Here is a 21,348-nt window from a genome sequence, read left to right on the forward strand (position 1 = left end):
CCTTGTTTTCAGCCCCCGACCACCGGCAAAGCGATATAGCTGGCTTGTTCGGGTGAGTGGTAAATCCGTTGGGTGGCCTTCTGATAGTCCGTGGGCTTCGCCTCGAAGATGCTGGGCACGAAGGTTTGCGGATTGCGGTCGTACAGCGGAAACCAGCTGGACTGCACCTGCACCATGATGCGATGGCCGGGCAGGAACACGTGGTTAGTCGCGGGCAGGGCAAACTGATACGCCAGCGGCTGATTAGCGACAAGGGCTTTCGGTGCGGCGAAGCTCTCGCGGTAGCGGCCACGGAAAATGTCCATCGCCACGGCCAGCTGATAGCCGCCCAGATCGGGCCGTTCGGCCACCTGGTCGGGATACACGTCAATCAATTTGACGACCCAGTCGCTGTCCGTACCGCTGGTGGAGGCGGCCAGGTGCACCTCGGGTACGCCACTGATCTTCAGCGGGGCGGTGAGCACTTCGCCGGTATAGGTCAGCACGTCGGTGCGGCCCGAGGCTTCGCGCTGGTCATCGACAAGCCACTGCGACCACGTCTGGCCGGGGTCATAGCCGACCGGCTGAATCGGCCGCGCGCGGAACGGCACAGGATGCGCCGGGTCGGAAACGTATTCGTCATAGGCCGCACCAGTGGCGGGTGCGTTGAAGCCAAGCTTTTGTCCGGGTTCGAGGTAGAGCGGGCGGCTCTTGGTCGAACAATCGCTCTCGCAGGCCAGCGGCCAGCGGTCGAGTCGGCGCCACTGGTTGGTGCCGGTTTCGAACGCGGAGACCGGTGCGAGATCGGCCCTGGGTGCGCCATCTTTCAAATACTGCGCAAGGAACGGGCGCAGGATGTGTTCGCGAAAATACTGGCCGGTGTCGCTGCCGAAGTTGATCGCGCCAAGCGAGCTGGCTTCCTCGATTTCCTGGCCGTGATGCCAGGGGCCCATCACGAGTTTGACCATGTCGCCGCGGCTGTCCTTGGGCTTGATCGCGCGGTAGACGGCCAGTGCGCCGTAGCTGTCCTCCTGATCCCACAGGCTGTGCACCAGCATCACCGGCACCTTCAGCGGCAACGTGCCCAGCAGCTTGTCAACGGCCTGGTCGCTCCAGAACGCATCGTACGCAGGATGCGCCAATACCTTGTTCCAGAAGCCCAGCTGAGTCATGCCGTACTGGCGGCCCAGCTCGCCTGCCGAGCCGGCCTGCATGAAAAGGTCGTACTCATCGTGGTAACTGCTCCACCATTTGATGGTGTTGTCGCGGCTGGCAGTCTGTTCGTAGATGTAGCTCATGTTCTGTTGGCGGAATGCGCCGTTGTGGAACCAATCGTCGCCTATCCAGCCATCGACCATCGGGTTCATCGGCACCGAGACTTTCAACGCGGGATGCGGATTGACCAACGCCATCAGCGGCTCGAAGCCATCGTACGAAATACCCAGCGTGCCGACCTTGCCGTTGGACTCGTGGACATTCTTCACGAGCCAGTCGATGGTGTCGTAAGTGTCGGTGGCATCGTCGACCGGCGTCGGATTCTGCGGGCCATGCACCGGGCGGTTCATCACGTAGTCGCCCTCCGAGCCGTACTTGCCGCGCACGTCTTGAACTACGCGGATATAGCCGTCCTCGATGATCACGTCGGTGGCGTTGTCGTAGCCTTCCAGCATCGGACCGAGATGGCCACTCGGGCTGTGGGTAGTCAGTTCCTTGGCATCGTAGGGTGTGCGCGTGAGCAGCATGCCGGCATGAGCCGCGCCTTTGGGAATCAGGATGATCGTGTGCAGCTTCACGCCGTCACGCATCGGGATCATCACCTCGCGTCGCGTGTAGTCGTAGCTGTCGGTAGCGGGCGTAAAGTTGGTCGGCGTCTCGCTCGGGTATTTCGGATATTTTGCGGTCGGCGGGTCCGTGGCCAGCAAGGCACCACTCATCGTGAGCAGCAAGGTAAACAGTGCAGGCTTCAGCCCGCACCACGCAATAGCGGCACGACTCGACTTCATGGCAACTCCCCGTTGGATAAGCTCGCCTAGAGTAGCCTCTTGTTGCGGCGGCGGATCAGGTCAACGCCAAGACCTTCATGAGCTGAACGTCGTGCATAAAAAAAGCCCGGGTATGACCCCGGGCTTTTGGGTTCAGCAGTTATGTCGCAATGACTCAGGCGATTTCGGGCACCGACGCAATGCCTGCTTCGATCACGGCCTGATGCATCAGGCAACGCGGCAGCAGGCGGGCGAAGTAGAAGCTGGCGGTGTCGCGCTTGGCCTGCTTGAAGGCTTCGGACTGCGTGCTGGTTTCCGCAGCGGCCACACCTTTGGCCAGTAGATAGGCGATGGCCACGTAGCCGGAGTAGTAGAGGTAGTCGTTCGCCGCGGCGCCGAGTTCTTCCGGATTGGCCTGCACGCGCTGGGCGAGTTTCATGGTGAGATCGCCCCACTGCTTGGTGGCAATGGCGAGCGGGCCGATCAGCGAGCGCAGTGCTTCGTTGCCACTCTGCTTTTGGCAGAACGCGCTGATCTCTTCGAGGAAGTGCTTCAAGCCCACACCCTGCAGTTGGAGAATCTTGCGACCGAGCAGGTCCGCCGCCTGGATGCCGGTGGTGCCTTCGTACAAGGTGATGATGCGTGCGTCGCGGACGAACTGCTCCATGCCGTTCTCGGCGATGAAACCGTGGCCGCCATACACCTGCAGCGCTTCCTTGGTGCATTCCTGCGCCAGTTCGGTAACCACACCCTTGGCGATCGGAATCAGGAAAGCCACCAGCTCGCCGGCCTTCTTGCGCACGGCCTCATCGGTGGCACGTGCCTCGACGTCGGTCTGCAATGCGGTGTACAGCAGTAGCGTACGCGAGCCTTCCACGAAGGCGCGCTGGGTCAGCAGCATGCGGCGCACGTCCGGCTGCACCAGCAGGTTGTCAGCGACCTTGTCGGGGAACTTGGGGCCGGACAGCGCGCGCGACTGCAGGCGCTCGCGCGCATAGTTGAGGCTGTTTTGCAGTGCACGTTCGGCCAGTGCCAGGCCCTGCACGCCGACGGAGAGGCGTGCAGCATTCATCATGGTGAACATGGCCGCCAGGCCCTTGTGCGGCTTGCCGATCAAGAAACCTTCGGCATTGTCGAAGTTCATCACACAGGTGGAGCACGCGTGGATGCCCATCTTGTGTTCGATCGAGCCGGCGGCCACGGCGTTGCGCTCGCCGAGGGAACCGTCCGCGTTGACCTTGAATTTCGGCACGATGAACATCGAGATGCCGCGGCTGCCGGCCGGTGCGTCGGGCAGGCGAGCCAGCACCAGATGCACGATGTTCTCAGTGAGATCGTGCTCGCCGGCGCTGATGAAGATCTTGGTGCCGCTGATCTTGTACGTATCGTGTTCGCCGGATTTTTCGCCCGGCTCGGCGCGCGTCTTGATCATGCCCAGGTCGGAACCGGCCTGCGGTTCGGTCAGGCACATGGTGCCGGTCCAGCGACCTTCGACGATCGGCTTCATGTACAGCTGGCGCTGCCACTCTTCACCGTGCATTTCCATCGCGTGGGTCGAGCCCTCCGACAGCAGCGGATACAGGCTCCAAGCCAGGTTGCCGGACTGGAAAATCTCGGTGGTAGCGGTGCCCAGCACGGCAGGCAGCGCTTGGCCGCCGTATTCCTCAGGGTTGGTCAGTCCAGTCCAGCCGCCGTCGGCGAACTGCTTGAACGCTTCCTTGAAGCCCTTTGGCGTGGTCACTGTCTGGGTGGCCTTGTCGAAGTGGCAGCCTTCCTGGTCGGCGGGCCCGTTGGTGGGCGCCAGCAGCTGTTCGCTGAGGCGGCCCGCTTCTTCCAGCACGGCGTCGAACAGATCGCGGCTGTGCGCTTCGCCGCCGCTCAGAGCGGTAAGCGTCTTCTCGGCGTCCAGCACGTCGAAGAGGGTGAAACGCAGATCGTCGAGCGGAGCCTTGTAAGCAGTCATGGTGATTCCTTGGTCGAAAGGGCGTCGTGTGAAAGTGTTTTATGAGAGCGAGGTTTTATGAAAGCGGTGTCGTAATGAAAGAAGACGATCAGCGAAAAGTGTTGGGTATGCCTGGTGCAGGCGAGAGAAAGTCGTTGCCGGAGAAATCGAAATCGCGCGTCTGCTTTTCCTGTTCGGGCTTGGCATTGGCGCTGCCGTTGACGCGATAAGCCAGCGAGCCGGCGCTGCCTTTGGCATTGACCGCTTGCAGCGTCTTCACCATTTGCGCTGTGGGCAGCACCTCGATCGTGATCACATCGCCAACCAGTGCGGGGACGTCCAGCTCGAACGCTGCATGCAGTCGAACCGGAACCAGTTCTGCGACTTGCAGCTGGCCGTCGAGCGACTTGAAGTCCATCTCGCCATAGCTGTTGTTCTGGATGCGCACAGTCAACTGCCACTCACCGTCGGGCAACACCTTGAGCTGCTGAATGCTTACCGTAGGCGGGAACACACTCTTCTTCGGCGGCCCGCAGGCAACCAGCCCGGCCGTCAACAAAAGCAGAAAAGAACCGCGTAGCAGTCGTTTCATCGGAATCATCTCAAACGATTGTTTGAATATTAGCAGGAACTCGGAAAAGTGCTGTGTAGCTTTGCGCGAACGTTTTGGCGCAACCGAGACGCTCACCGGTGGTTCCCATGGCGCGATGCAGCAGGCATCATCGCCATTTTCCCCATTATCGGCAGACCCTTCATGACACGTCGCATCATCGCCCGTCGCTCGCCCATCCATGGCAACGGTGTTTTCGCCGTCGAAACCCTGGCCAAGGGCGAGGAAGTGATCCAGTACAAGGGCAAGTTGCTGACCAATGACGAGGCCGACGATCTGTACGGTGATGGTGGCGAGACCGGCCACACGTTTCTGTTTACGCTCAACGACGAATACATCATCGACGCTAATCAGAACGGCAACGGCGCGCGCTGGATCAACCACAGCTGCGAGCCGAACTGCCGCGCGCTGGTCGAGGAAAGCCCCGGCGGCAATCCGCGCAGGGACAAGGTGGTGATCGAAACTATCCGTCGCATCAAGCCCGGCGAAGAGTTGACCTACGACTACGGCATCGTGCTGGAAGTGGTACACACGGCGCGGCTGAAAAAATTGTGGAAGTGTCTGTGCGGTTCACCCAAGTGCACCGGCACCTTGCTCAAGTCGAAAACGCAGCCGGCTTGAACAGACCTTCGTTGACGCTCACACATAGCGTATGCAGGGCTCGTCATAGCTGATGTTCGTCCCTTTGGAGACGGTCATGAGCAAACGGGATTTGAACGACCGTCGTTGCCACTGACGTCTTTGAGCAGTGGCAATTGAAAGAGCTCGTTTCGCCGCGCTGTTCCATGCGGCGCTTTTCCTTCAACATCCAGCCATCCAAACGCCTGTGAGGCTACGCTTTCAAGCCGTGCTCATGTCCAACGGATGCGTCGTTACCTCGACGCCGTAGCGTTCCCGCACGCGCTCCAGCATCACGCGCAGATGCAATTCCGAAAGACCGCGTACCACCGTGGCGTTGGGTGCCTTGTGATGTTCGACGCTGAAACAAGGCTCCTCCTCGATCAACCGTGCGAGCGCAACGGCCAGTTTCTGTTCTTGCCCCCTGGGTTTGGTCTCCAGTGCCAGGCAATAGGTCGGCGATGGAAACGTCGGCGGCGCCAATGTGATGCGGTCTTCGTCGTGCGAGTCGTGCAGCACCGCATCGAAGTGGATGTCCTCGACCTTGGCCACGGCGGCAATATCGCCAGGCATGGCCATGTCGATTTCCGTATACGTTTTGCCCTGTACGCGAAACAGATGGTTGACCTTGAACGGCTTGCGACCGTCATCGATCAGCAACTGGCTATCGCGGCGGATCGTGCCCTGCCACACGCGGAAGATGCCGAGCTTGCCCATGAATGGATCGTTGACGATCTTGAACACGTCGGCGATCACATGGCTGGACGGGTTGGCATCGATCACCAGCGGTTCGTCATTGCCGTTAACAAAAGGCGGTGGATTCCCCTCGGCTGGATTCGGCAGCAGTCGAGCCGCCAGCTCCAGTAGTTCGTGTATGCCTGCACCGGTTCGTGCGCTGACGAAACAGATCGGCACCAGATGGCCTTCGCGCAGGCACTGCTCGAACGCATCGTGTAACTGCCGTGGTGTGAGTGCCGCTTCGCCCGATTCGAGGTACTGGCCCATCGTGGTTTCGTTGATCTCCACCACTTGATCGAGGATGCGTTGATGCGCCTCGGCCAGCGACGAAAAGTCGGTGTTGCCTTCACTGTGAAAGAAGCAGTCCAGTACACGCTTGCCGTGGCCAGCGGGCAGGTTCACCGGCAGGCATTCGCTGCCAAACTCCTCGCGGAGTGCCTCGACCAATGCACGCAGATCGGCACCGTCGAAATCGATCTTGTTGATCACCAGCAGTCGGGCCAGTCCGCGTTCGCGCGCATGTTTCATCAGCTCGCGGGTACCGTGCTCGATACCGTTGATGGCATTGACCACCACCGCCACGGTTTCCACGGCAGCCAGTGCGGACAGCGTGGCGCCGAAAAATTCGGCATGGCCGGCGGTATCGATCAGGTTGAGATGGCAGCCGCCGTGATCGAGGTGTGCGACGCAGCTGTCGATCGAATGGGCGCGCGCTTTTTCCTGGCTGTCGGTATCGGACACCGTGTTGCCGCGATCGATGCTACCTGCCGTCTGGATCGCGCCACCGGCCAGCAATAACGCTTCAAGCAACAGGGTCTTGCCCGCGCCGGCGTGACCGGCGAGCGCGATATTGCGGATCTGTTCGGTGCGGGTGCCTTTGGCATCTGCGGTCTTGCCAGTGATATTTTCGGTACGGATGTGTTCTGAAGTGTGCGGCACGATGCAGCCCTCCTTGAGATGATGCGGCGGCGTGTCGGCATGAGGCCATGCCGCACGGGGTCGCATCAGGCGACGAATGGCGGGCCGTCACGGCCGTCCCCCTGAACACGCATGGAAAGATGCGCTGAGGGCGGTCATGGCGGGGCGGCGAGATACGCCGCTACCCAGCCTTGAGCCAACGCCTGTTGGGGTCAAGCTGCAGTGCGGGGAACCGTGGCCATATCCCGTGGTCTGCAATGGGCGCCCGAATCTTTCAGGCCACACGCATGGTCAGTCCCCCACGGTTCAAGCGCCATGCAGCATGCTTTGCCGTCAACTCATTCTTGAGGCACCGTCATCGTTCATCCGCCGCAGGTCGAGCATCATCGCTGGACGTCGCCCGCCGCCGATCAGCCCGTTCACGGACTGACCCTGCTGGACGAGCCAACGCGCGCGATGTTGCGACAATTGCGCTGGCGCGAACCGCCACGCGATCCCCGACGGCTATGGCTGGCGGTGACTGTCGCCATGCTCCTGCACGTGCTGTTCGGTTGGGTGATCTGGCGCCAGATGCGTCCCGCGTACGTGGCTCTGGTCACGCCGCAACGGCAAGACGACGCCATCGAAATCCGCTTTATTCCACGCAGCTCGCCAATCGCCGCGCCGCCACCACCCACCATGCCGGCACCACCACCGCCGCCGCAAAAAACGGCTGCGCCGCGTCCGCGTGTCATCGCTCCACGTGTCATCGCAGCACCGGAGCCAGTGTCGAAGGATGCGATGACCGTGCAGCTGCCTGAGACCAAGCCTGCCGATGCGCCGCCGCCGAAGCTTTTCGATAATAACGGCCAGCCGCTATTGCCCGCCGCGGCAACCAGTACGCCACCGGCGCCCGCCGCGGACTATGTGCAGCGCATGCCGACGGATAGCGACAAGGTCATGCAGCACACCACGCCGATCAAATACACGCCAACGCGCTTCGACAAGTACTGGCACAAGGGCAGCACGGTGGATGACGGTCTGCAGAAAGCCGTCGATGCCACCACCGTGTCGCATACCATCAACTTGCCCAGGGGGGTACGCATCCACTGCAGCATTTCGCTGGCCATGCTGGCCGGTGGCTGCGGTGGTGATCCGCCGCCGCCGCCGTCCAAGAAAGATGGTGACGAGCGCCTGAGCATGGCGCCGTCGCAGCCGCTGGCGAAAGATCCGCGCCCACCAACGCCGCCGACCATCGAAGCGTGTATCGCGATGTACCGCGCCGAGAAACCACTGGCCTACGGCTGCCCGGTCGACACGCCCAATCGTTCGATCGATGCGGAGAAGAGTGATCGTGCCAAGGCGGCAGCGGGCAAGCCTTGAGACGTAAGCCCTGAGCTATCGGCGAAAGCCTGGGTCGCCGCTACACTGGCCCCATGCCTTTGCCGCCCACCGATTCCTCTGCCGCCGGCGATCCCGCCAGTCGTCCTGCGCGGGTCTTGATGGATTCGCCGCTGGCCATGTCCACCCGCGTCATTTTTCGCCGCCGGCTCACCCGCCAGTCGCCGCGCGAACGCTGGCGGCGCGTACTCGGCCTCGTTGGTGCGCTGCTGGTACATATTTTGTTTTTGCTGAGCTTCGTGCTGGGGCCAGTGTATGAACCCTTGTTGCCGCCCGAGCCCAAAGTGGTGGCGCTGCATGTCCGCCTGATCGACGCGCCCGAACCGCCACCGCCGCCGCCCGTGCGTGGTACGCCGCCCAGGGAAAAAGGCCCAAGGCACAAAGGTCATGCCAGCCAGCTTGCCAACATCGCTCAACGCACCAGCGAGCCGTCGACGATGGCCGTCGCGCAGGCGAGCCCCGCCACGGCGCCACCGGTCATGGCACAGGTCGCAAGAACCAGCGCGCCCAAACCCAAGCCGGTTGCCGCGCCAAAGCCACCGGTGAGCTTGCCCAAGCCTGCGCCAACGCCACAGCTGCAGCCGATTCCGGTGTCTGGTGTGCCGCCGGTGGTGGTTCTCGCCACACCTACCATGCAGCCGCCGGTGCCGCCCAAATTCCAGCCCGAGCCGGTGCGCGCGCCGCAGGCCGAAGGCAATCAGCCGATGCCGCCACCCGCCTCGCTGGCGCTGCCGGATGTGCCGGCACAGGCCATGCCGGCTATCGACAAACCTGTTATTGCCCTGACCAGCGTGATGCCCAAATCTAGCGCGCCGCCCAGCGTGACGCCGGTTCGCGCCGAGGTGCCTGCCGCACCGCCCGTACCCGAGTTGCAAGCCGTCCCGTTACCGGCGCAGCCCGCACCGACAGTGAACCTCAAGTCATCCGTGAGCGTGCCTGCCCCCAGCGTGCCGCGCGAGCTGCCGCAGGTGCAGGCGCCCACCGTCGAACCAGTTGAAGCCCAACTCGAAGCCGTGCCTGTGTCACCCATGACAAAGCCGAACGTGCCTTCGATCGCACCGACGGTGAAAATCAACGTCGCCGACAAGGCATCGGCATCAGCCGTCCAGACGTCCATACAAAGGCCTGAGCTAAACACGCAGCCGGCAGTTACTGATGCAACCCAGGCGACTGCTCAGCCATCCAGTAGCAGCCAGACTGCCGAATCGCCGAGCAAGTCGGACACGACGACAAAATCAGCCGATACAAAATCAGCCAGCACCAGTCCGAGCGCAAGTTCGAATCAGCTCAGCAGCGATCGCGATGTCAGCACTGCGCCGAACGCCACGCCGCAGGGCAGCGACACCGCTACCCCAGGGGAGCCCAATGGTGTCGCCAATGCACCGGATAGCAACGGCAAGCAGGGCTCGCCGCTGTCGTCAGCGCAGGGGCACGGTGCCGACCAGTCAGCCAAGGCCAGCGGCAAGGGCAACGAGGGCGGCAAATCCGATACCGGCCAGATCGGCACCACGGCTCAGGCGGGCGCAGCACAAGGCGACAAGCAGGGCGAGATCGGCAGCTATGTGCAGGTGACGCCGCACGGGGATACCAAGATCATGGATCACGGCACACCCAATATCGGCTACAAGGCCACACGTTTCGACAAGGACTGGACCCCGCTCGGCGAAAGCTCAGTCGACACGGCGCTGCGTCATGCAGTGGAAAAAACCACCGCTACGCACACCTTCAATCTGCCACGCGGTCTGCGCATCAAGTGCGCACTCACGCCACTGCTGCCGATGGCGCTCCTGAGCTGCGGGAATGGCGATCCACCGCCTGCACCGGTCGCCGACAAGGTTTACGACCGCATGCACCTGGCGCCAGCCAATCCAGTCGCGCCCCCGGCGCCATCAAGCAGCACGGCATCCGTCGCCAGCGCGCCCATCCAACTGAATAACGACGCCGAATGCGCCACCGCCCGCGTCAGCGGTGGCCCACCACCGCCCGGCTGTGCGTCGATCATTCTGCCGGTGAAGCTGGCGCATCCCGCGTCATCGTCATCCAGTTCATGGGTGCCGGCGAGTGATCAGTTTCATTGAGTTCTGCGGCGCTGAACAGACGCAGGCCGCATCGCGCCGCCTTCGAATAGACGGCACTTGATATGGACGGCTTCAACATCGATCCAGCGGACTGAGTACGTCGTGTCCACCACAATCGACTACGTGCGTGTAGATCTGTGCCGCACACGGATGTGCCAATGCCACAGGCGCATGGGTGTGGAAGAGCAGCGATGGCGGACATCAAGCAACTTTGGCGGCTGTAGCGGCGAATCACTTGCTCCGTATCGGGCTTCATGGAAGGCCGGCACCGGCATCCTCGCCTCAATTCGATATGGCGAGATTAGGCTGCAGGATTAGATGGCAAAAGATTGCACAAGTCATTGATTCATATAGTCCGATGGCGCAATGAAGAAATTGAGAAGACGATGATAGGCTGCAGGATTAGACTGCATTTTGAAATCTATATTTGGTTAGACGTTTCTTGGAGGCTTCCGTGAAATCTGACAATTTTTTCCTGGCGGCCCCAATTGCGCTTGCCTTGGGCGCTTTGCAAACGATTCTTCTGCTCTATTCGTGGAACTACTTGGCAGTCTATTCGCCAATTCCTTCCTGGCTAGCCACGCATGGCATTACGGGCTTTTCATGGAAAGCGATCCTGTACGCTCAGGATTGGCTAATCAACATTACGCTCTGCCTGCCAGCTGCCTACGTTCTATGCAAATTGCGTCCGCGCAAGATATTCGTCTACGCGGTTCTTGCAGTTGTGCCCAGCTTTCTGTGGCAATACCGTCTCGTCTTCGTTGACCGTGCAGCGTTTAGCAATACCATGGCTTTTCTTCCCGGCATCCTATCAACAGCGTTCATGCTGCCAGCAGCAGTAGCGCTCGTTCGTTTAGCCCAACGCCGCAGAAACGTCTAACTACTCGTTCAAGGCGGACGGCTACGCCGCCGCTTAACTCCAGCGTTAGGCAGCGCATGTCCCCACCCTCAGATTCCAAAGTAGACATCCGTGCGATGCTCAAGGAGCACGTAGCTCCATCCCTTCGTTTGCGTGGCTTTACCGGATCGTTCCCTCATTTTCGCCGTACGGCTGATTCATCGGTTTATCTCATTACTTTCCAACTGGACAAGTGGGGCAGCGGCAACTTCGTGGTCGAGCTAGCTAAAGCTCCATACGGACCTTTCTCAATGCCTTGGGGCGAGCTGGTCCCACCAAACAAGTTGACCGCGCAGCACATCAATAAGCGCTATCGTCTTGGAGCCACATCCAGTAGTCATGACTACTGGTTTCAGTCTCAAGATTTCGTCACTGACGCAGCCAAAGCATCAAATCGCCTTCTGGCACTACTAGACTCACAGGGCGCGCGTTGGTGGGCGGACGCCTAACAATTCGTTCAAGGCGGACGCCTTTGGCGCCGCTTAACTCCAGCGTTAGGCCCAATGAGCAACCACATGACACATGAGGAATATGTGCTGTCTTGCCGCCAGCGAGCGGCCGAATTGGCCACGGGCATCCTCACCGGCAGTGTGCAGGTTCTAGAAGGGTGTCATGAGCTTGCGTCACTTCGCTGGGAAGTCGAAGTGGACGAGTGGGACAAAGATTTTGTTACTTTTGCAGCCATTTCTTCCGAGACCGATTCTTTGCCTGTTGGGCAAGTTAGAGCTCATTGGTCGTCGGAGGCGTTAGCGAGGCTTGAGCCACAAATACAATCCGCTGTAGCGTGGGCAACAGCGCAAGCCACAGCGGCCTGTCGGTCCGTCGTCCAGCGGTTCGGGGCCTAACAATTCGTTCAAGGCGGACGGGAGACTTCCTACGCTTTAGTGGACACCCTGAACTATCACTTCAGGAGTGTTCTCATGCCCAGACCTGGTCCGCGCACGACGTACCGATATACCCAGGAATTCAAGGCGACAGCCGTCCGTTTAAGTGAGTTGCCTGGCGTGGCCGTGCAAGACGTGGCCGCATCGCTTTACATCCATCCTTTCATGTTGTCTCGTTGGCGCAAACAAGCGCGCGAGGGATTGATCATGACAAAGGGTGTGGCTGTCGACAAAGCGATGGCAGCGGAGCTCAAGGAACTGCGTCGGGTGAAAAAGGCCTACGAGCAACTGAAGATCGAGCATGACCTTTTAAAAAAAGCGATCGCGTTCACTTCGGCTCGAAAAGCGAACGCTTTGCCTTCATCGAGCAGCAGCAAGCGCACTACCCGGTGAGGCCACTGTGCCGCCTGCTCGGTGTCAGTGCCAGTGGCTATTATGCTTGGCGAGATCGCCCCGCCAGTATCCGCGCGCAGAACGATGTGCACCTGCTTGAACGCATTCGCCAGCTGCACAACGACAGCCAACAGACCTATGGCAGCCCGCGCGTGCACGCTGAGCTACGGCGCCAGGATGGCTCGGTCGGCCGCCGTCGGATCGAGCGGCTGATGCGAGACCACGCCATCCGCGGGTGCTCGACTGATCTGTATCGACGGTGTCCCGGCGTGGATCGTTTCTTTTCCAGCGTCGACAATCAGATCCATGAGTTGACGGTAGACAGGATCGATCAGGTGTGGGTCACCGATGTGACGTATTTGAAGGTATCGGGACAGTGGCGGTATCTGGCCACGGTGATGGATCGCTATTCACGCCGATTGCTGGGGTGGTCGCTGGGTTTGGACAGAACGGTTCGCCTGACCCGACGAGCACTGACCGCCGCCTTGCGCCAACGCAAGCCAGCGCCGGGCACGTTGCTGCACAGCGATCGCGGCGTGGAATTTCTGGCCAGTGACTTCAAGAAGGCCCTGGCGAAAGCCGGGCTGATACAGAGCGTGAATCGCCCGCGCCGAGTGACCGATAACGCGCATATGGAGTCGTGGAACAAATCCATGAAATCAGATATGTATCACCGGCGGGGTTTCGCCAGCGACAGCGCGCTGCGAAACGCTGTGCGCGGCTACATCGATTTCTACAACAGCAAGCGCTTACACTGCGCCCTGAGCTATCGTTCTCCTATCGAATTCGAAGCCCAGTGCGGCTAACCAGTCGGTGTCCACTTTTTCGTAGGAACTCTCCGCCTCCGCCGCCGCTCAATTCCAGCGTTAGGCCGTAAAATGAAAGTGGGAAAGCCTCCTTTTTTGTATCGTTTTCGCCGCGCGTCTTTCACTGCGCTCGCAAAAGCTGGAAGAATTTTTGCAATCTTTTTCCGCCTTTTATCGGCCGCGATCTTGTGTGCTTTTGCGTTCGCTCCGGGATGGGTTGCTTTCGGCATCCTGTCCCAAGTAGTAGCTAAGCCAAGCGAGCTCGACCTATCGACCATTGTTGTTCTAGCAGTCTGCCTTGCGCTACTGTACTTTTTGCTAATGCTGGCCTATCGCGGATTCACCGGCAGCGGACGCAAGGCAGATGGTGGCTTGCTTCCACCGTGGGCAATGAAAGTGTTCGTGGCATCATTTGGTGTCATAGCGATTTTTACGGTTGCCTCTGGCATCTATTCGGGCAAATGGTTCCCTGTACTCGGTGGACTCACGTATCTTTTCACTGCATTGTCAGTTTACGGAGCTTTAAAAAAGCGGCAGATGCGCGGCAAGCTTGTCGCCTAACATTTCGTTCAAGGCGGACGGCTACGCCGCCGCTTAACTCCAGCGTTAGGCACCCATGTTAATCATCGCACTATGCATCGCTATCGTTCTGTTCCTTGCTTTGCTTGTCATTGCGGTCCGTGCTTTCGCAGCCCTGCGTCGTGAGTCATCCGTTCGGCGCGAGTTTGGTCAATCATCCCTTTTGGACGGCTTGGTGTTGTTGTATCCACTAGGTCCGCTCTGTCTTCTTATTGGGCGACGCTTTATGCCTATTCCTTTAGCTTTCCTGTTCGTTGCTGCGTTCTTTCTCAGCACGCTATTAGTCGCCTCGAAGCAACGGAATGCGCTGGAACGTGCAGGCACTGACAGAGTTAGCAGGGCCTTGGAGGCGACCTCGTTCGCGACATTGGAGGCAATTGTGGGCATCATTTATCTAGTGCTCGCCGGCATGTTTGTGTTACTTACTCAGGCGCTCAGCTCTCAGGAGCTGGGTGCCTAACTACTCGTTCAAGGCGGACGGCTATGCCGCCGCTTAACTCCAGCGTTCGGGCGCATATCATGCAACTCATCTTTACGAAAGGATCCGGAAAACACGACAAGATGGAAGTGATCAGAGATGACTCCCTTACCGATCTTGCTGAAAGTATTGAATGCCCCAAGCAAGGCATCATTCCTCATGACATGGTTCACTACGCTGTCGAGCATACGCTCCACAAGAGGGGCTTTGTCGGTCGCGTTCTTGATGGTGAGACAGCCTCATTCCATATGGAGGCCGAGTCTGAGAGCGATGGAGTGGAGCGCCTCGTCGAGGTATTTCAAGCTGACGGCTGGTCAGGCTGGAGCAGCTCTTCGACAGACATGCTCGACTTGTATCAAGTCACTTGTAGAGCTCGTCAATGCGAACCTTTGGCATTAGAAGCTGATGACATTGATGCCGTGCGCAAGAGAATCTTGGAGCTTACGGAACAATGGCAGTCAACTCCTGTGGGCAAGTCGCTGGCTTTGCAGTTCGAGCATAGCCAGCATGCGCCCTGACATTTCGTCCGTGGAAGTGGTCATCATTTTTCATGCGACATATGTCCCAGTCACTCGATCTGCATCGGGTGGCATCAAAGGTCGTCCAGTGTCTTTTTACTTAAGCTCCTCAGTCAGCAGGCAGGTTTGACGCCGAGGCGAGACCCAGGAACTGTCGTGCTGTCGCAAATCGATTGAGCACCAGGCGTTCGAGCAGGAGGACGATCAGCATGGTGGCTCCCAGCAGTGGCAGTAAGAGTCCAAGTAAGACCAGTAGGCCGATCATGACGAACGGATAGCGCACGCCAGCATGCGCAGGTGGGGCGCCGATCGAGCCGGTAGGTCGGCGCCGCCACCAGAGCACGACGGCGCTTGAGGACAACGTGAGCATGCCGAGCGCGGTGAACACGCCCAGGATCTGGTTGAGTGGCGGAAACAGCTGGCCTTCGTGGATGGCCACGCCGTAGCCAATGATCCGGTCGAGCAGTGGACGCTGTGAAAATGCGGTGCGACTGACCATGGTGCCGGTAGCGCCATCGAGCACAAGATCAACACGCAAGGGGCGATCACCCGCATCGGAACGCGCGGCCCAGGTGGGTGCGAATTTGGACGGTGGTGAAATCAGAATCGGTGGTGCCAGCTTTTGTGCAGTGACCGTCGGCACCAGGCGATCGAGTGCCGAGTAGTCCATACCGATAAGGCCTCCATCAGCATCGCCTGGCATGGTCATGCCCGGCATGGAAGGCGCTCGTGCAGGAGCATTTTGCAGGGCGGCGATCGCCCGGTCGTGTGCGCTGCCGATGCTCCAGTCCTGCGTGGTAACGGTGCTGGCATAAGTCTGCCGCAGTGTATGCAGCATGCCGCCCCAGGATTTGCTCCACGGTAGCCCCGACACCAGCAGAAACAGTGCGAAGCACGACACCCAGACGCCGGTTACCGCATGCATATCGCGCCAGAACGTGCGCGAGCCGTGGCGCAAACGTGGATACAGCACGCCGCCGAGGTGGCGCGTTCGAGGCCACCACAGATAGAGTCCACTCAACAGCATCAGGATGGTCCACGAGGCCGCCAGTTCCACCAGCATCGAACCTGCTGTGCCTAGAAGCAGCTCGCCATGCAAATAGAAAATCACTCGCATGAAGCGATCGCTCTCGCCTACAACATGCAACACGCGAAGGCTGGACGGATCGACAAACACGCGAATGATTTCCGGGCCTTTACCGACCAGGACGCGCGTCGCCGCGTCGCGTGAGGTAGGCAACTCGTAGGCGTTCAGCACCCCGCCGGGTACTGCTTTCAGTGCGGCGACGACCTGAGCAGATGCTGGCTGCGATGTGCCGGTGGTGACGTGGGCATACTGTCGTTCCAGCAGTGGTTCGATCTGCGGCTTGAACAGGTAGATCATCCCTGTGATCGATAGCCACACGATAAACGGCAGACAGAACAGACCAGCATAGAAATGCCAACGCCAGATCAGGCGGTAAATCTGCTGTCGCCGCGTCGTCGTGGTCGCCTTGGGAAGGTCGGCCATTGCAGGTATGGCATTCACAGATGCACCTCGGCTTTGACATAGATGGTGCGCGACGGATACGGGTAGTAAACGTAGTAGCGACGATTGGTGAGATTGTCCATGCCGACCCCGACATTCCAGTGCGCATTCACCGTCCAGTTGAAGCCGGTATCCCAAGTCAGAAAATCGCTGACGCCACCGAAAGTATCGGGGTTGATATCACTGTGGTTGAGCGTGTTGTATTGGCGGCTGGAATAACGTCCGGCCAGGGTCAGCGACGTACTCTCACTGCTGTGCCAGGTGCCAATCACATTGGCGCGCCATCGAGGCACGCGATAGAACTGCTTGCCCTCGGCGGTCGGGTTTTGCGGATCGCTCACGGTGGTGGCTTGCGTATACGCACCGTTGGCCGTCAGATCCAGACGGTCGAACAGCACGCCCTGGCCTTGATAACTGACTTCCGCACCGCGGGTGCGCACTAGTCCCACATTCTGCACATTGGTGACCGTGGGAAATACGCTGTAGTCAGTCTGATTGAAAAGCGTATCGCGGGTGTCGCTGCGGTAGAGGGAAAAGCGGGTCAGGCCGCGCGCGGTCGTCCATTCGGCAGAAAGTTCTCGGGAGAGATCGTTTTCCGGTTTGAGGTAGGGATTGTTGTTGACCAGACTCAAGCCACTGAACGATCCCTGGAACAATTCGCCTACCGTCGGAAAGCGATACGCGCGTGCACCAGACAATCGCAGCAGCCATGCATCGTCCAGTTGGAAGGCGAGCGAGGCCTTTGGCGACAGATGTTTCTCTTTGCGCGGAAGCAGCGCGGCGTAGCTCGTTGTCGCGCCGTTCGTTTTGCTGATGAAGCCATCGAAGGCTCGCCATTGCTCGTAGCGTGCTCCGTAAGTGAGCTGCCAACGGGCACTCAGCTGCCAGGCATCCTGCAGATAGATTGCCTGGGTTTGGGTGCTGCCCCCGGTTGCGCTGATTGGCGCACCGGCGGATCCGTCAAGCCACTGGCTCAGGGCAAAGGTGTTGTTGACCAGCGCATAGCCATCGTAGTGATAGCCCATGCTGACCCAGTGGCTGCCAGCGTCGATCTGATCGGGACGGTAGCTGCTGCGCAGGTCGAACGTACGCCAGCGGCTGCCGTCACCAAGGGTGATCTGACCTGGACCGTCGTTCGTCAGCGCACTGCTCGCGGAGCGATCCTGACTCTTGTCGCGATCGAAGTAGGATGCCTGCGCCTGTACGTTCCAGCCGCTCTCGCGGTGCGTACCCAGTGATATGCCGTAGAGATAGTTTTCACTGCGGCGCGTGCTCGGCGCAAAAAAGCTGGCCGGTATGACGTATTGCTGGCCATCGATCGCCACCGTTCCCGCCAGCACCGTCTGGCCGCTGGCATCGCGAAGATAGCTCTCTGTTCGATGGCTGAGATCCTGGCTCCAATAGCCGATGTCCAGCCCGCCTCGCAGGTCCGGGGTGAAGTCGTAGGTGAGTTTGAGATTGGCCTGATCCTGCGAGGTGGCTTCCTGTCCTTCGCTATTGATGCCCAAGGTGGTTCGCGGCTGACCATTCGGGCCGACATCGGTGAGCGCGCCGGTGACTGGAATCGCCGTGTTGCTGGCTACGGTGCCTGAGAGGTTCTGCGTGGCGAATACCAGTGGCTGACCGTTGCTTTGCAGATGCGCGAATCCGACCAGAAACGACAACTTGCCCACGCGATCACCTAGCGTGACGCTGTTGCGGCTACCGCCGTAGTTGCCGTCGACGCCGTCGTTGTCGACATGCTGGGTGAACAGTTGCGTTTGCGCAGACAGTTCCAGTTTGTCTGGCATGCGGGTGGTCATCAGTACCGTGGCGCCGATCGCGTTGCCTGGATACAGCGCCGAGTAGGCGCCATACAGCACATCGACCCGTGCCAGATGATCGGGAAACACCATCGACCAGCGTGGTGGCGTGCTGAACGCGTTGTTCGAAAAATCGCTCAGCAACAAACCATCCAGATACACCAGGCCACGGGCGCTTTGCGAATTGCTGGTGCCTCGCACCGCAAACGTGGCGTTTTCATCGCCGATGAAACGTTTGCGTATGCCCATAGCTGGCATGTATTTCAGTGAGTCCTCGGCATTGACGATGTTGAGATCGTGCAACTGCGCCGCGCTGATGGTTTCGACTACCACGGGTATGTTGGGATCGAACGGCGGCGAAGCTGGCTTCACCCCATTCACCTCAACGGCTTTGAGTGTCTTGGCGGTAGTCGATGGTGACGTGTATGCGTCATCCGTCGCGCCCTGCGCCGTCGCAAAGCAAGGAAAGAGCAAAACAAGCGGCAGTGCGATGAATGCACTGTTCGAAGGAGAAAATCGCATGAATAACTTCCGGTCTATGACGCGCCGCGGTGGCGGCAGCAATCAAGTTAGGCAGGCACCACGAGGCATAGACGGCCGACAGCGCGCGCACGATTTATGCGCACCTGTCTTGGCGAATGCCTTGTGGAGCAATAACGATCGACGCGTGCACGACGGCGACGCGCGATCCGCAGGATCAGCCGTGGCGAAGTGTCGGTGGACCGCGTGGATTGGCGCTGAGAACCGGCTCGACGTAAGTCGCGCCGGAAGCCCACAGGCGCGGCATAGAAGTTGCCGGCAGCACCGGTGTCGAAAAGACGATGGTATGGCTCGACAGCAGCGGGCTGTGGCCGAGCAGCGTGCAGTAACCGCAGTGGTCGACATGCAGCGCCGGATCAGATGGTGCGGACGGATGATGGGCGCCAAGCCCATGTCCGGTACACCACGCACCCAAGTCAGGCATGGATTGCGCATCAGGCAATGCTCGCGACACCATCGGTGTCACGATCGTCAGCCACATGGCGGCCATGGCCAGCCATGCGACGAACCGCTGATGCGTCAACTTACGAGACATGGCTTCCCAATCCTGCGTCAACGAGCGGCGCATAGTCGTAAATAATTGCACATCAACGTCGAGCGGAGTCCAACGTGTGATGCGGCAAAAAGTCTCGTGAACCGGATTTCTCGAACAGTCAGTCCGTGACCTCCATTGGCAGCGCTACGCGATCACCGTGAAACATGGCTGCAGGCAAGTGACAGCGCGTCACTCACTTTCCAACGGATGCCTGCATATCGATGCTGACGCTTGCGCACCGCAACATGTTCGAAAGATGCACCGCGCTACACTGACTGGGCTAAAGGTGTCCTGCCGCCGCCATTCCGGTGCGCAGGGTGAAACGGGAAGCCGGTGCGGATGAATTCATCCCAGGCCGGCGCTGCCCCCGCAACGGTAAGCGAGAAAACCCGACTCAGAACCACTGCGCTAGTCGCGGGAAGGTGTCGGGGTGATGCTTTGAGCATCGCTCGCAAGCCCGGAGACCGGCCTATGGCGGACATCCTTAGGGATGGCCTTCTCGGGCGTTGCGGTGGGCAACCAGACGAGCTGATTCGGCGCGGCTGTGTGCTGTCCTGATTGGTCTTGTCCTGCTCCTCAATGCCTCCTCGCGGGTGAGCGATATGGAGACAGGACACATGAATAAGCTGGACCACGCTGCGACTGATATCGCAACCGTCAAACTGCTGATCGATGGCGCATTCGTCGAATCGGCTTCCAAGCAATGGCGCGACGTCGTCAATCCGGCTACGCAAACGGTATTGGCACGCGTGCCCTTCGCCACCATCGATGAAGTAGATGCTGCCGTGGCCGCGGCGAAACAGGCATTCAAGAGCTGGCGCAAGACACCCATCGGCACGCGTGCTCGCATCTTCTTGAAGTACCAGCAGCTCATCCGCGAGCACATGCAGGAACTCGCCGCGATCCTCACGGCCGAACAGGGCAAGACCTTGCCAGACGCCGAAGGCGACGTGTTCCGCGGGCTGGAAGTGGTCGAGCACGCGGCCGCCATCGGCAACCTGCAGCTTGGCGAACTGGCCAACAATGTGGCTGGCGGTGTCGACACCTATACATTGCTGCAGCCAATCGGCGTTTGCGCAGGCATCACACCGTTCAACTTCCCCGCCATGATTCCGCTGTGGATGTTCCCGATGGCGATTGCCACCGGCAACACCTTCGTGTTGAAGCCTTCCGAACAAGATCCGATGGTGACCATGCGCTTGGTTGAACTGGCACTGGAAGCCGGGATTCCGAAGGGCGTGCTCAACGTCGTCCACGGCGGCGAAGAAGTCGTCAACGCCATTTGCGATCACTCGGATATCAAGGCCGTGTCGTTCGTGGGTTCCACCAAAGTCGGCACGCACGTCTATCACCGTGCATCGCAGGCGGGCAAGCGTGTGCAATGCATGATGGGTGCGAAGAATCATGCCGTGGTATTGCCGGACGCCAACAAGGAGCAGACGCTCAATGCCATGGCTGGTGCGGCGTTCGGTGCCGCTGGGCAGCGGTGCATGGCCGCTTCCACTGCTGTCTTGGTGGGTGAAGCGCAGTCGTGGATTCCCGAGCTGGTGGCCAAGGCAAAGACGCTCAAAGTCAACGCGGGCAACGTCAGCGGCACCGATGTCGGCCCGTTGATTTCCTGTGCGGCGCGCGAACGTGTCGAGGCGCTGATCGCATCAGGTATTGAACAGGGCGCGACACTGGAACTCGATGGCTGCCAGCCGCAGGTACCCGGCTATGAACAAGGTAACTTCGTCGGACCGACCATCTTTTCCGGCGTGAAGCCGGGCATGCGCATCTACGACGAGGAAATTTTCGGTCCAGTGTTGGTGATTCTGGCCGCCGATTCGCTTGCTGAAGCCATCGACATCGTCAACGCCAACCCGAACGGCAACGGCACGGCCGTATTCACGCAATCGGGTGCGGCGGCCCGGAAGTTTCAGGAAGAGATCGACGTCGGCCAGGTCGGTATCAATGTGCCGATCCCCGTGCCGGTGCCGCTGTTCTCCTTCACCGGCTCGCGCGCGTCCAAGCTCGGTGATCTCGGACCGTATGGCAAGCAAGTCGTTATGTTCTACACGCAGACCAAGACGGTGACACAGCGCTGGTTCGACGACGACAGCTTGCATGTCGGGGTCAATACCACGATCAGTCTGAAGTGAC

Annotated in this window: 17 protein-coding genes, 1 pseudogene and 1 riboswitch; of the genes and pseudogenes, 11 read left to right on the top strand and 7 right to left on the bottom strand. The window is 59.9% G+C overall.

Features of this window, described 5'->3' with window-relative positions:
- Positions 1-8: 8 nt before the first annotated feature.
- The 3 genes from HDE79_RS04925 to HDE79_RS04935 all read right to left on the bottom strand — a co-directional run bounded on the left by HDE79_RS04925 (position 9) and on the right by HDE79_RS04935 (position 4,495).
- On the bottom strand, positions 9-1,982 hold the full coding sequence (locus tag HDE79_RS04925) for a CocE/NonD family hydrolase (protein WP_184600764.1): 1,974 nt from the start codon (positions 1,980-1,982) through the stop codon (positions 9-11).
- A 154-nt stretch (positions 1,983-2,136) separates the two neighbouring features.
- The gene (locus HDE79_RS04930; protein ID WP_184600765.1) at positions 2,137-3,924 is read right to left on the bottom strand and encodes an acyl-CoA dehydrogenase C-terminal domain-containing protein; all 1,788 of its coding nucleotides are present in this window, start codon (positions 3,922-3,924) and stop codon (positions 2,137-2,139) included.
- A gap of 88 nt (positions 3,925-4,012) precedes the next feature.
- Positions 4,013-4,495 carry a hypothetical protein gene (locus HDE79_RS04935; protein ID WP_184600766.1) on the bottom strand — a complete coding sequence of 161 codons (483 nt, stop codon included), beginning with the start codon at positions 4,493-4,495 and terminating at the stop codon, positions 4,013-4,015.
- Between the two features lie 162 nt (positions 4,496-4,657).
- Here HDE79_RS04935 and HDE79_RS04940 point away from each other — a divergent pair, with 162 nt between their 5' ends.
- Positions 4,658-5,134 carry an SET domain-containing protein-lysine N-methyltransferase gene (locus tag HDE79_RS04940; protein WP_184600767.1) on the top strand — a complete coding sequence of 159 codons (477 nt, stop codon included), beginning with the start codon at positions 4,658-4,660 and terminating at the stop codon, positions 5,132-5,134.
- Between the two features lie 240 nt (positions 5,135-5,374).
- On the opposite strand, the pseudogene HDE79_RS04945 reads toward HDE79_RS04940, so the two are convergent.
- Positions 5,375-6,772: pseudogene (locus HDE79_RS04945) on the bottom strand (GTP-binding protein); the annotation flags it as partial.
- 471 nt (positions 6,773-7,243) lie between these two features.
- Here HDE79_RS04945 and HDE79_RS04950 point away from each other — a divergent pair.
- From HDE79_RS04950 to HDE79_RS04990, 9 genes are all read left to right on the top strand, one after another.
- A complete protein-coding gene (locus HDE79_RS04950; RefSeq protein ID WP_184600769.1) occupies positions 7,244-8,149 on the top strand; it encodes a hypothetical protein in 906 nt (301 codons plus the stop codon).
- A 53-nt stretch (positions 8,150-8,202) separates the two neighbouring features.
- On the top strand, positions 8,203-10,245 hold the full coding sequence (locus HDE79_RS04955; protein WP_255488243.1) for a hypothetical protein: 2,043 nt from the start codon (positions 8,203-8,205) through the stop codon (positions 10,243-10,245).
- 454 nt (positions 10,246-10,699) lie between these two features.
- On the top strand, positions 10,700-11,125 hold the full coding sequence (locus HDE79_RS04960) for a hypothetical protein (RefSeq protein WP_184600770.1): 426 nt from the start codon (positions 10,700-10,702) through the stop codon (positions 11,123-11,125).
- Between the two features lie 56 nt (positions 11,126-11,181).
- Positions 11,182-11,592 carry a DUF4304 domain-containing protein gene (locus tag HDE79_RS04965; RefSeq protein ID WP_184600771.1) on the top strand — a complete coding sequence of 137 codons (411 nt, stop codon included), beginning with the start codon at positions 11,182-11,184 and terminating at the stop codon, positions 11,590-11,592.
- A gap of 435 nt (positions 11,593-12,027) precedes the next feature.
- Entirely contained in the window at positions 12,028-12,420 is a 393-nt protein-coding gene (locus HDE79_RS04970; protein ID WP_184600772.1) for a transposase, read from the top strand.
- Positions 12,390-13,226, top strand: coding sequence for an IS3 family transposase (locus HDE79_RS04975; RefSeq protein ID WP_343205914.1), 837 nt, complete (start codon positions 12,390-12,392; stop codon positions 13,224-13,226). The genes HDE79_RS04970 and HDE79_RS04975 overlap by 31 nt, the downstream gene beginning before the upstream one ends.
- A 72-nt stretch (positions 13,227-13,298) precedes the next feature.
- The gene (locus HDE79_RS04980) at positions 13,299-13,787 is read left to right on the top strand and encodes a hypothetical protein (protein WP_184600773.1); all 489 of its coding nucleotides are present in this window, start codon (positions 13,299-13,301) and stop codon (positions 13,785-13,787) included.
- Positions 13,788-13,842: 55 nt separating this feature from the next.
- A complete protein-coding gene (locus HDE79_RS04985; RefSeq protein ID WP_184600774.1) occupies positions 13,843-14,265 on the top strand; it encodes a hypothetical protein in 423 nt (140 codons plus the stop codon).
- Between the two features lie 59 nt (positions 14,266-14,324).
- Positions 14,325-14,801, top strand: coding sequence for a hypothetical protein (locus tag HDE79_RS04990; protein WP_184600775.1), 477 nt, complete (start codon positions 14,325-14,327; stop codon positions 14,799-14,801).
- 109 nt (positions 14,802-14,910) lie between these two features.
- On the opposite strand, the gene HDE79_RS04995 is transcribed toward HDE79_RS04990, so the two are convergent.
- The 3 genes from HDE79_RS04995 to HDE79_RS05005 form a co-directional block, all read right to left on the bottom strand.
- A complete protein-coding gene (locus HDE79_RS04995) occupies positions 14,911-16,329 on the bottom strand; it encodes a PepSY domain-containing protein (RefSeq protein WP_221440006.1) in 1,419 nt (472 codons plus the stop codon).
- Entirely contained in the window at positions 16,326-18,653 is a 2,328-nt protein-coding gene (locus HDE79_RS05000; RefSeq protein ID WP_184600776.1) for a TonB-dependent receptor, read from the bottom strand. Before HDE79_RS05000 ends, HDE79_RS04995 begins: the two co-directional genes overlap by 4 nt.
- 175 nt (positions 18,654-18,828) lie before the next feature.
- Positions 18,829-19,206 carry a DUF2946 domain-containing protein gene (locus tag HDE79_RS05005; RefSeq protein WP_184600777.1) on the bottom strand — a complete coding sequence of 126 codons (378 nt, stop codon included), beginning with the start codon at positions 19,204-19,206 and terminating at the stop codon, positions 18,829-18,831.
- A gap of 267 nt (positions 19,207-19,473) precedes the next feature.
- A riboswitch (cobalamin riboswitch) is annotated at positions 19,474-19,694 on the top strand.
- A gap of 129 nt (positions 19,695-19,823) precedes the next feature.
- Here HDE79_RS05005 and HDE79_RS05010 point away from each other — a divergent pair.
- On the top strand, positions 19,824-21,347 hold the full coding sequence (locus HDE79_RS05010; RefSeq protein WP_184600778.1) for a CoA-acylating methylmalonate-semialdehyde dehydrogenase: 1,524 nt from the start codon (positions 19,824-19,826) through the stop codon (positions 21,345-21,347).
- Position 21,348: the final 1 nt, after the last annotated feature.

It is taken from the genome of Rhodanobacter sp. MP1X3 (assembly GCF_014207165.1).
Classification (GTDB): domain Bacteria; phylum Pseudomonadota; class Gammaproteobacteria; order Xanthomonadales; family Rhodanobacteraceae; genus Rhodanobacter.

Bases quoted from the DNA above. Each gene is read 5' to 3' on its own strand.
- HDE79_RS04925 (WP_184600764.1), bottom strand. From the start codon at position 1,982: ATGAAGTCGAGTCGTGCCGCTATTGCGTGGTGCGGGCTGAAGCCTGCA.
- HDE79_RS04930 (WP_184600765.1), bottom strand. From the start codon at position 3,924: ATGACTGCTTACAAGGCTCCGCTCGACGATCTGCGTTTCACCCTCTTC.
- HDE79_RS04935 (WP_184600766.1), bottom strand. From the start codon at position 4,495: ATGAAACGACTGCTACGCGGTTCTTTTCTGCTTTTGTTGACGGCCGGG.
- HDE79_RS04940 (WP_184600767.1), top strand. From the start codon at position 4,658: ATGACACGTCGCATCATCGCCCGTCGCTCGCCCATCCATGGCAACGGT.
- HDE79_RS04950 (WP_184600769.1), top strand. From the start codon at position 7,244: ATGTTGCGACAATTGCGCTGGCGCGAACCGCCACGCGATCCCCGACGG.
- HDE79_RS04955 (WP_255488243.1), top strand. From the start codon at position 8,203: ATGCCTTTGCCGCCCACCGATTCCTCTGCCGCCGGCGATCCCGCCAGT.
- HDE79_RS04965 (WP_184600771.1), top strand. From the start codon at position 11,182: ATGTCCCCACCCTCAGATTCCAAAGTAGACATCCGTGCGATGCTCAAG.
- HDE79_RS04980 (WP_184600773.1), top strand. From the start codon at position 13,299: ATGAAAGTGGGAAAGCCTCCTTTTTTGTATCGTTTTCGCCGCGCGTCT.
- HDE79_RS04985 (WP_184600774.1), top strand. From the start codon at position 13,843: ATGTTAATCATCGCACTATGCATCGCTATCGTTCTGTTCCTTGCTTTG.
- HDE79_RS04990 (WP_184600775.1), top strand. From the start codon at position 14,325: ATGCAACTCATCTTTACGAAAGGATCCGGAAAACACGACAAGATGGAA.
- HDE79_RS05000 (WP_184600776.1), bottom strand. From the start codon at position 18,653: ATGCGATTTTCTCCTTCGAACAGTGCATTCATCGCACTGCCGCTTGTT.
- HDE79_RS05005 (WP_184600777.1), bottom strand. From the start codon at position 19,206: ATGTCTCGTAAGTTGACGCATCAGCGGTTCGTCGCATGGCTGGCCATG.
- HDE79_RS05010 (WP_184600778.1), top strand. From the start codon at position 19,824: ATGAATAAGCTGGACCACGCTGCGACTGATATCGCAACCGTCAAACTG.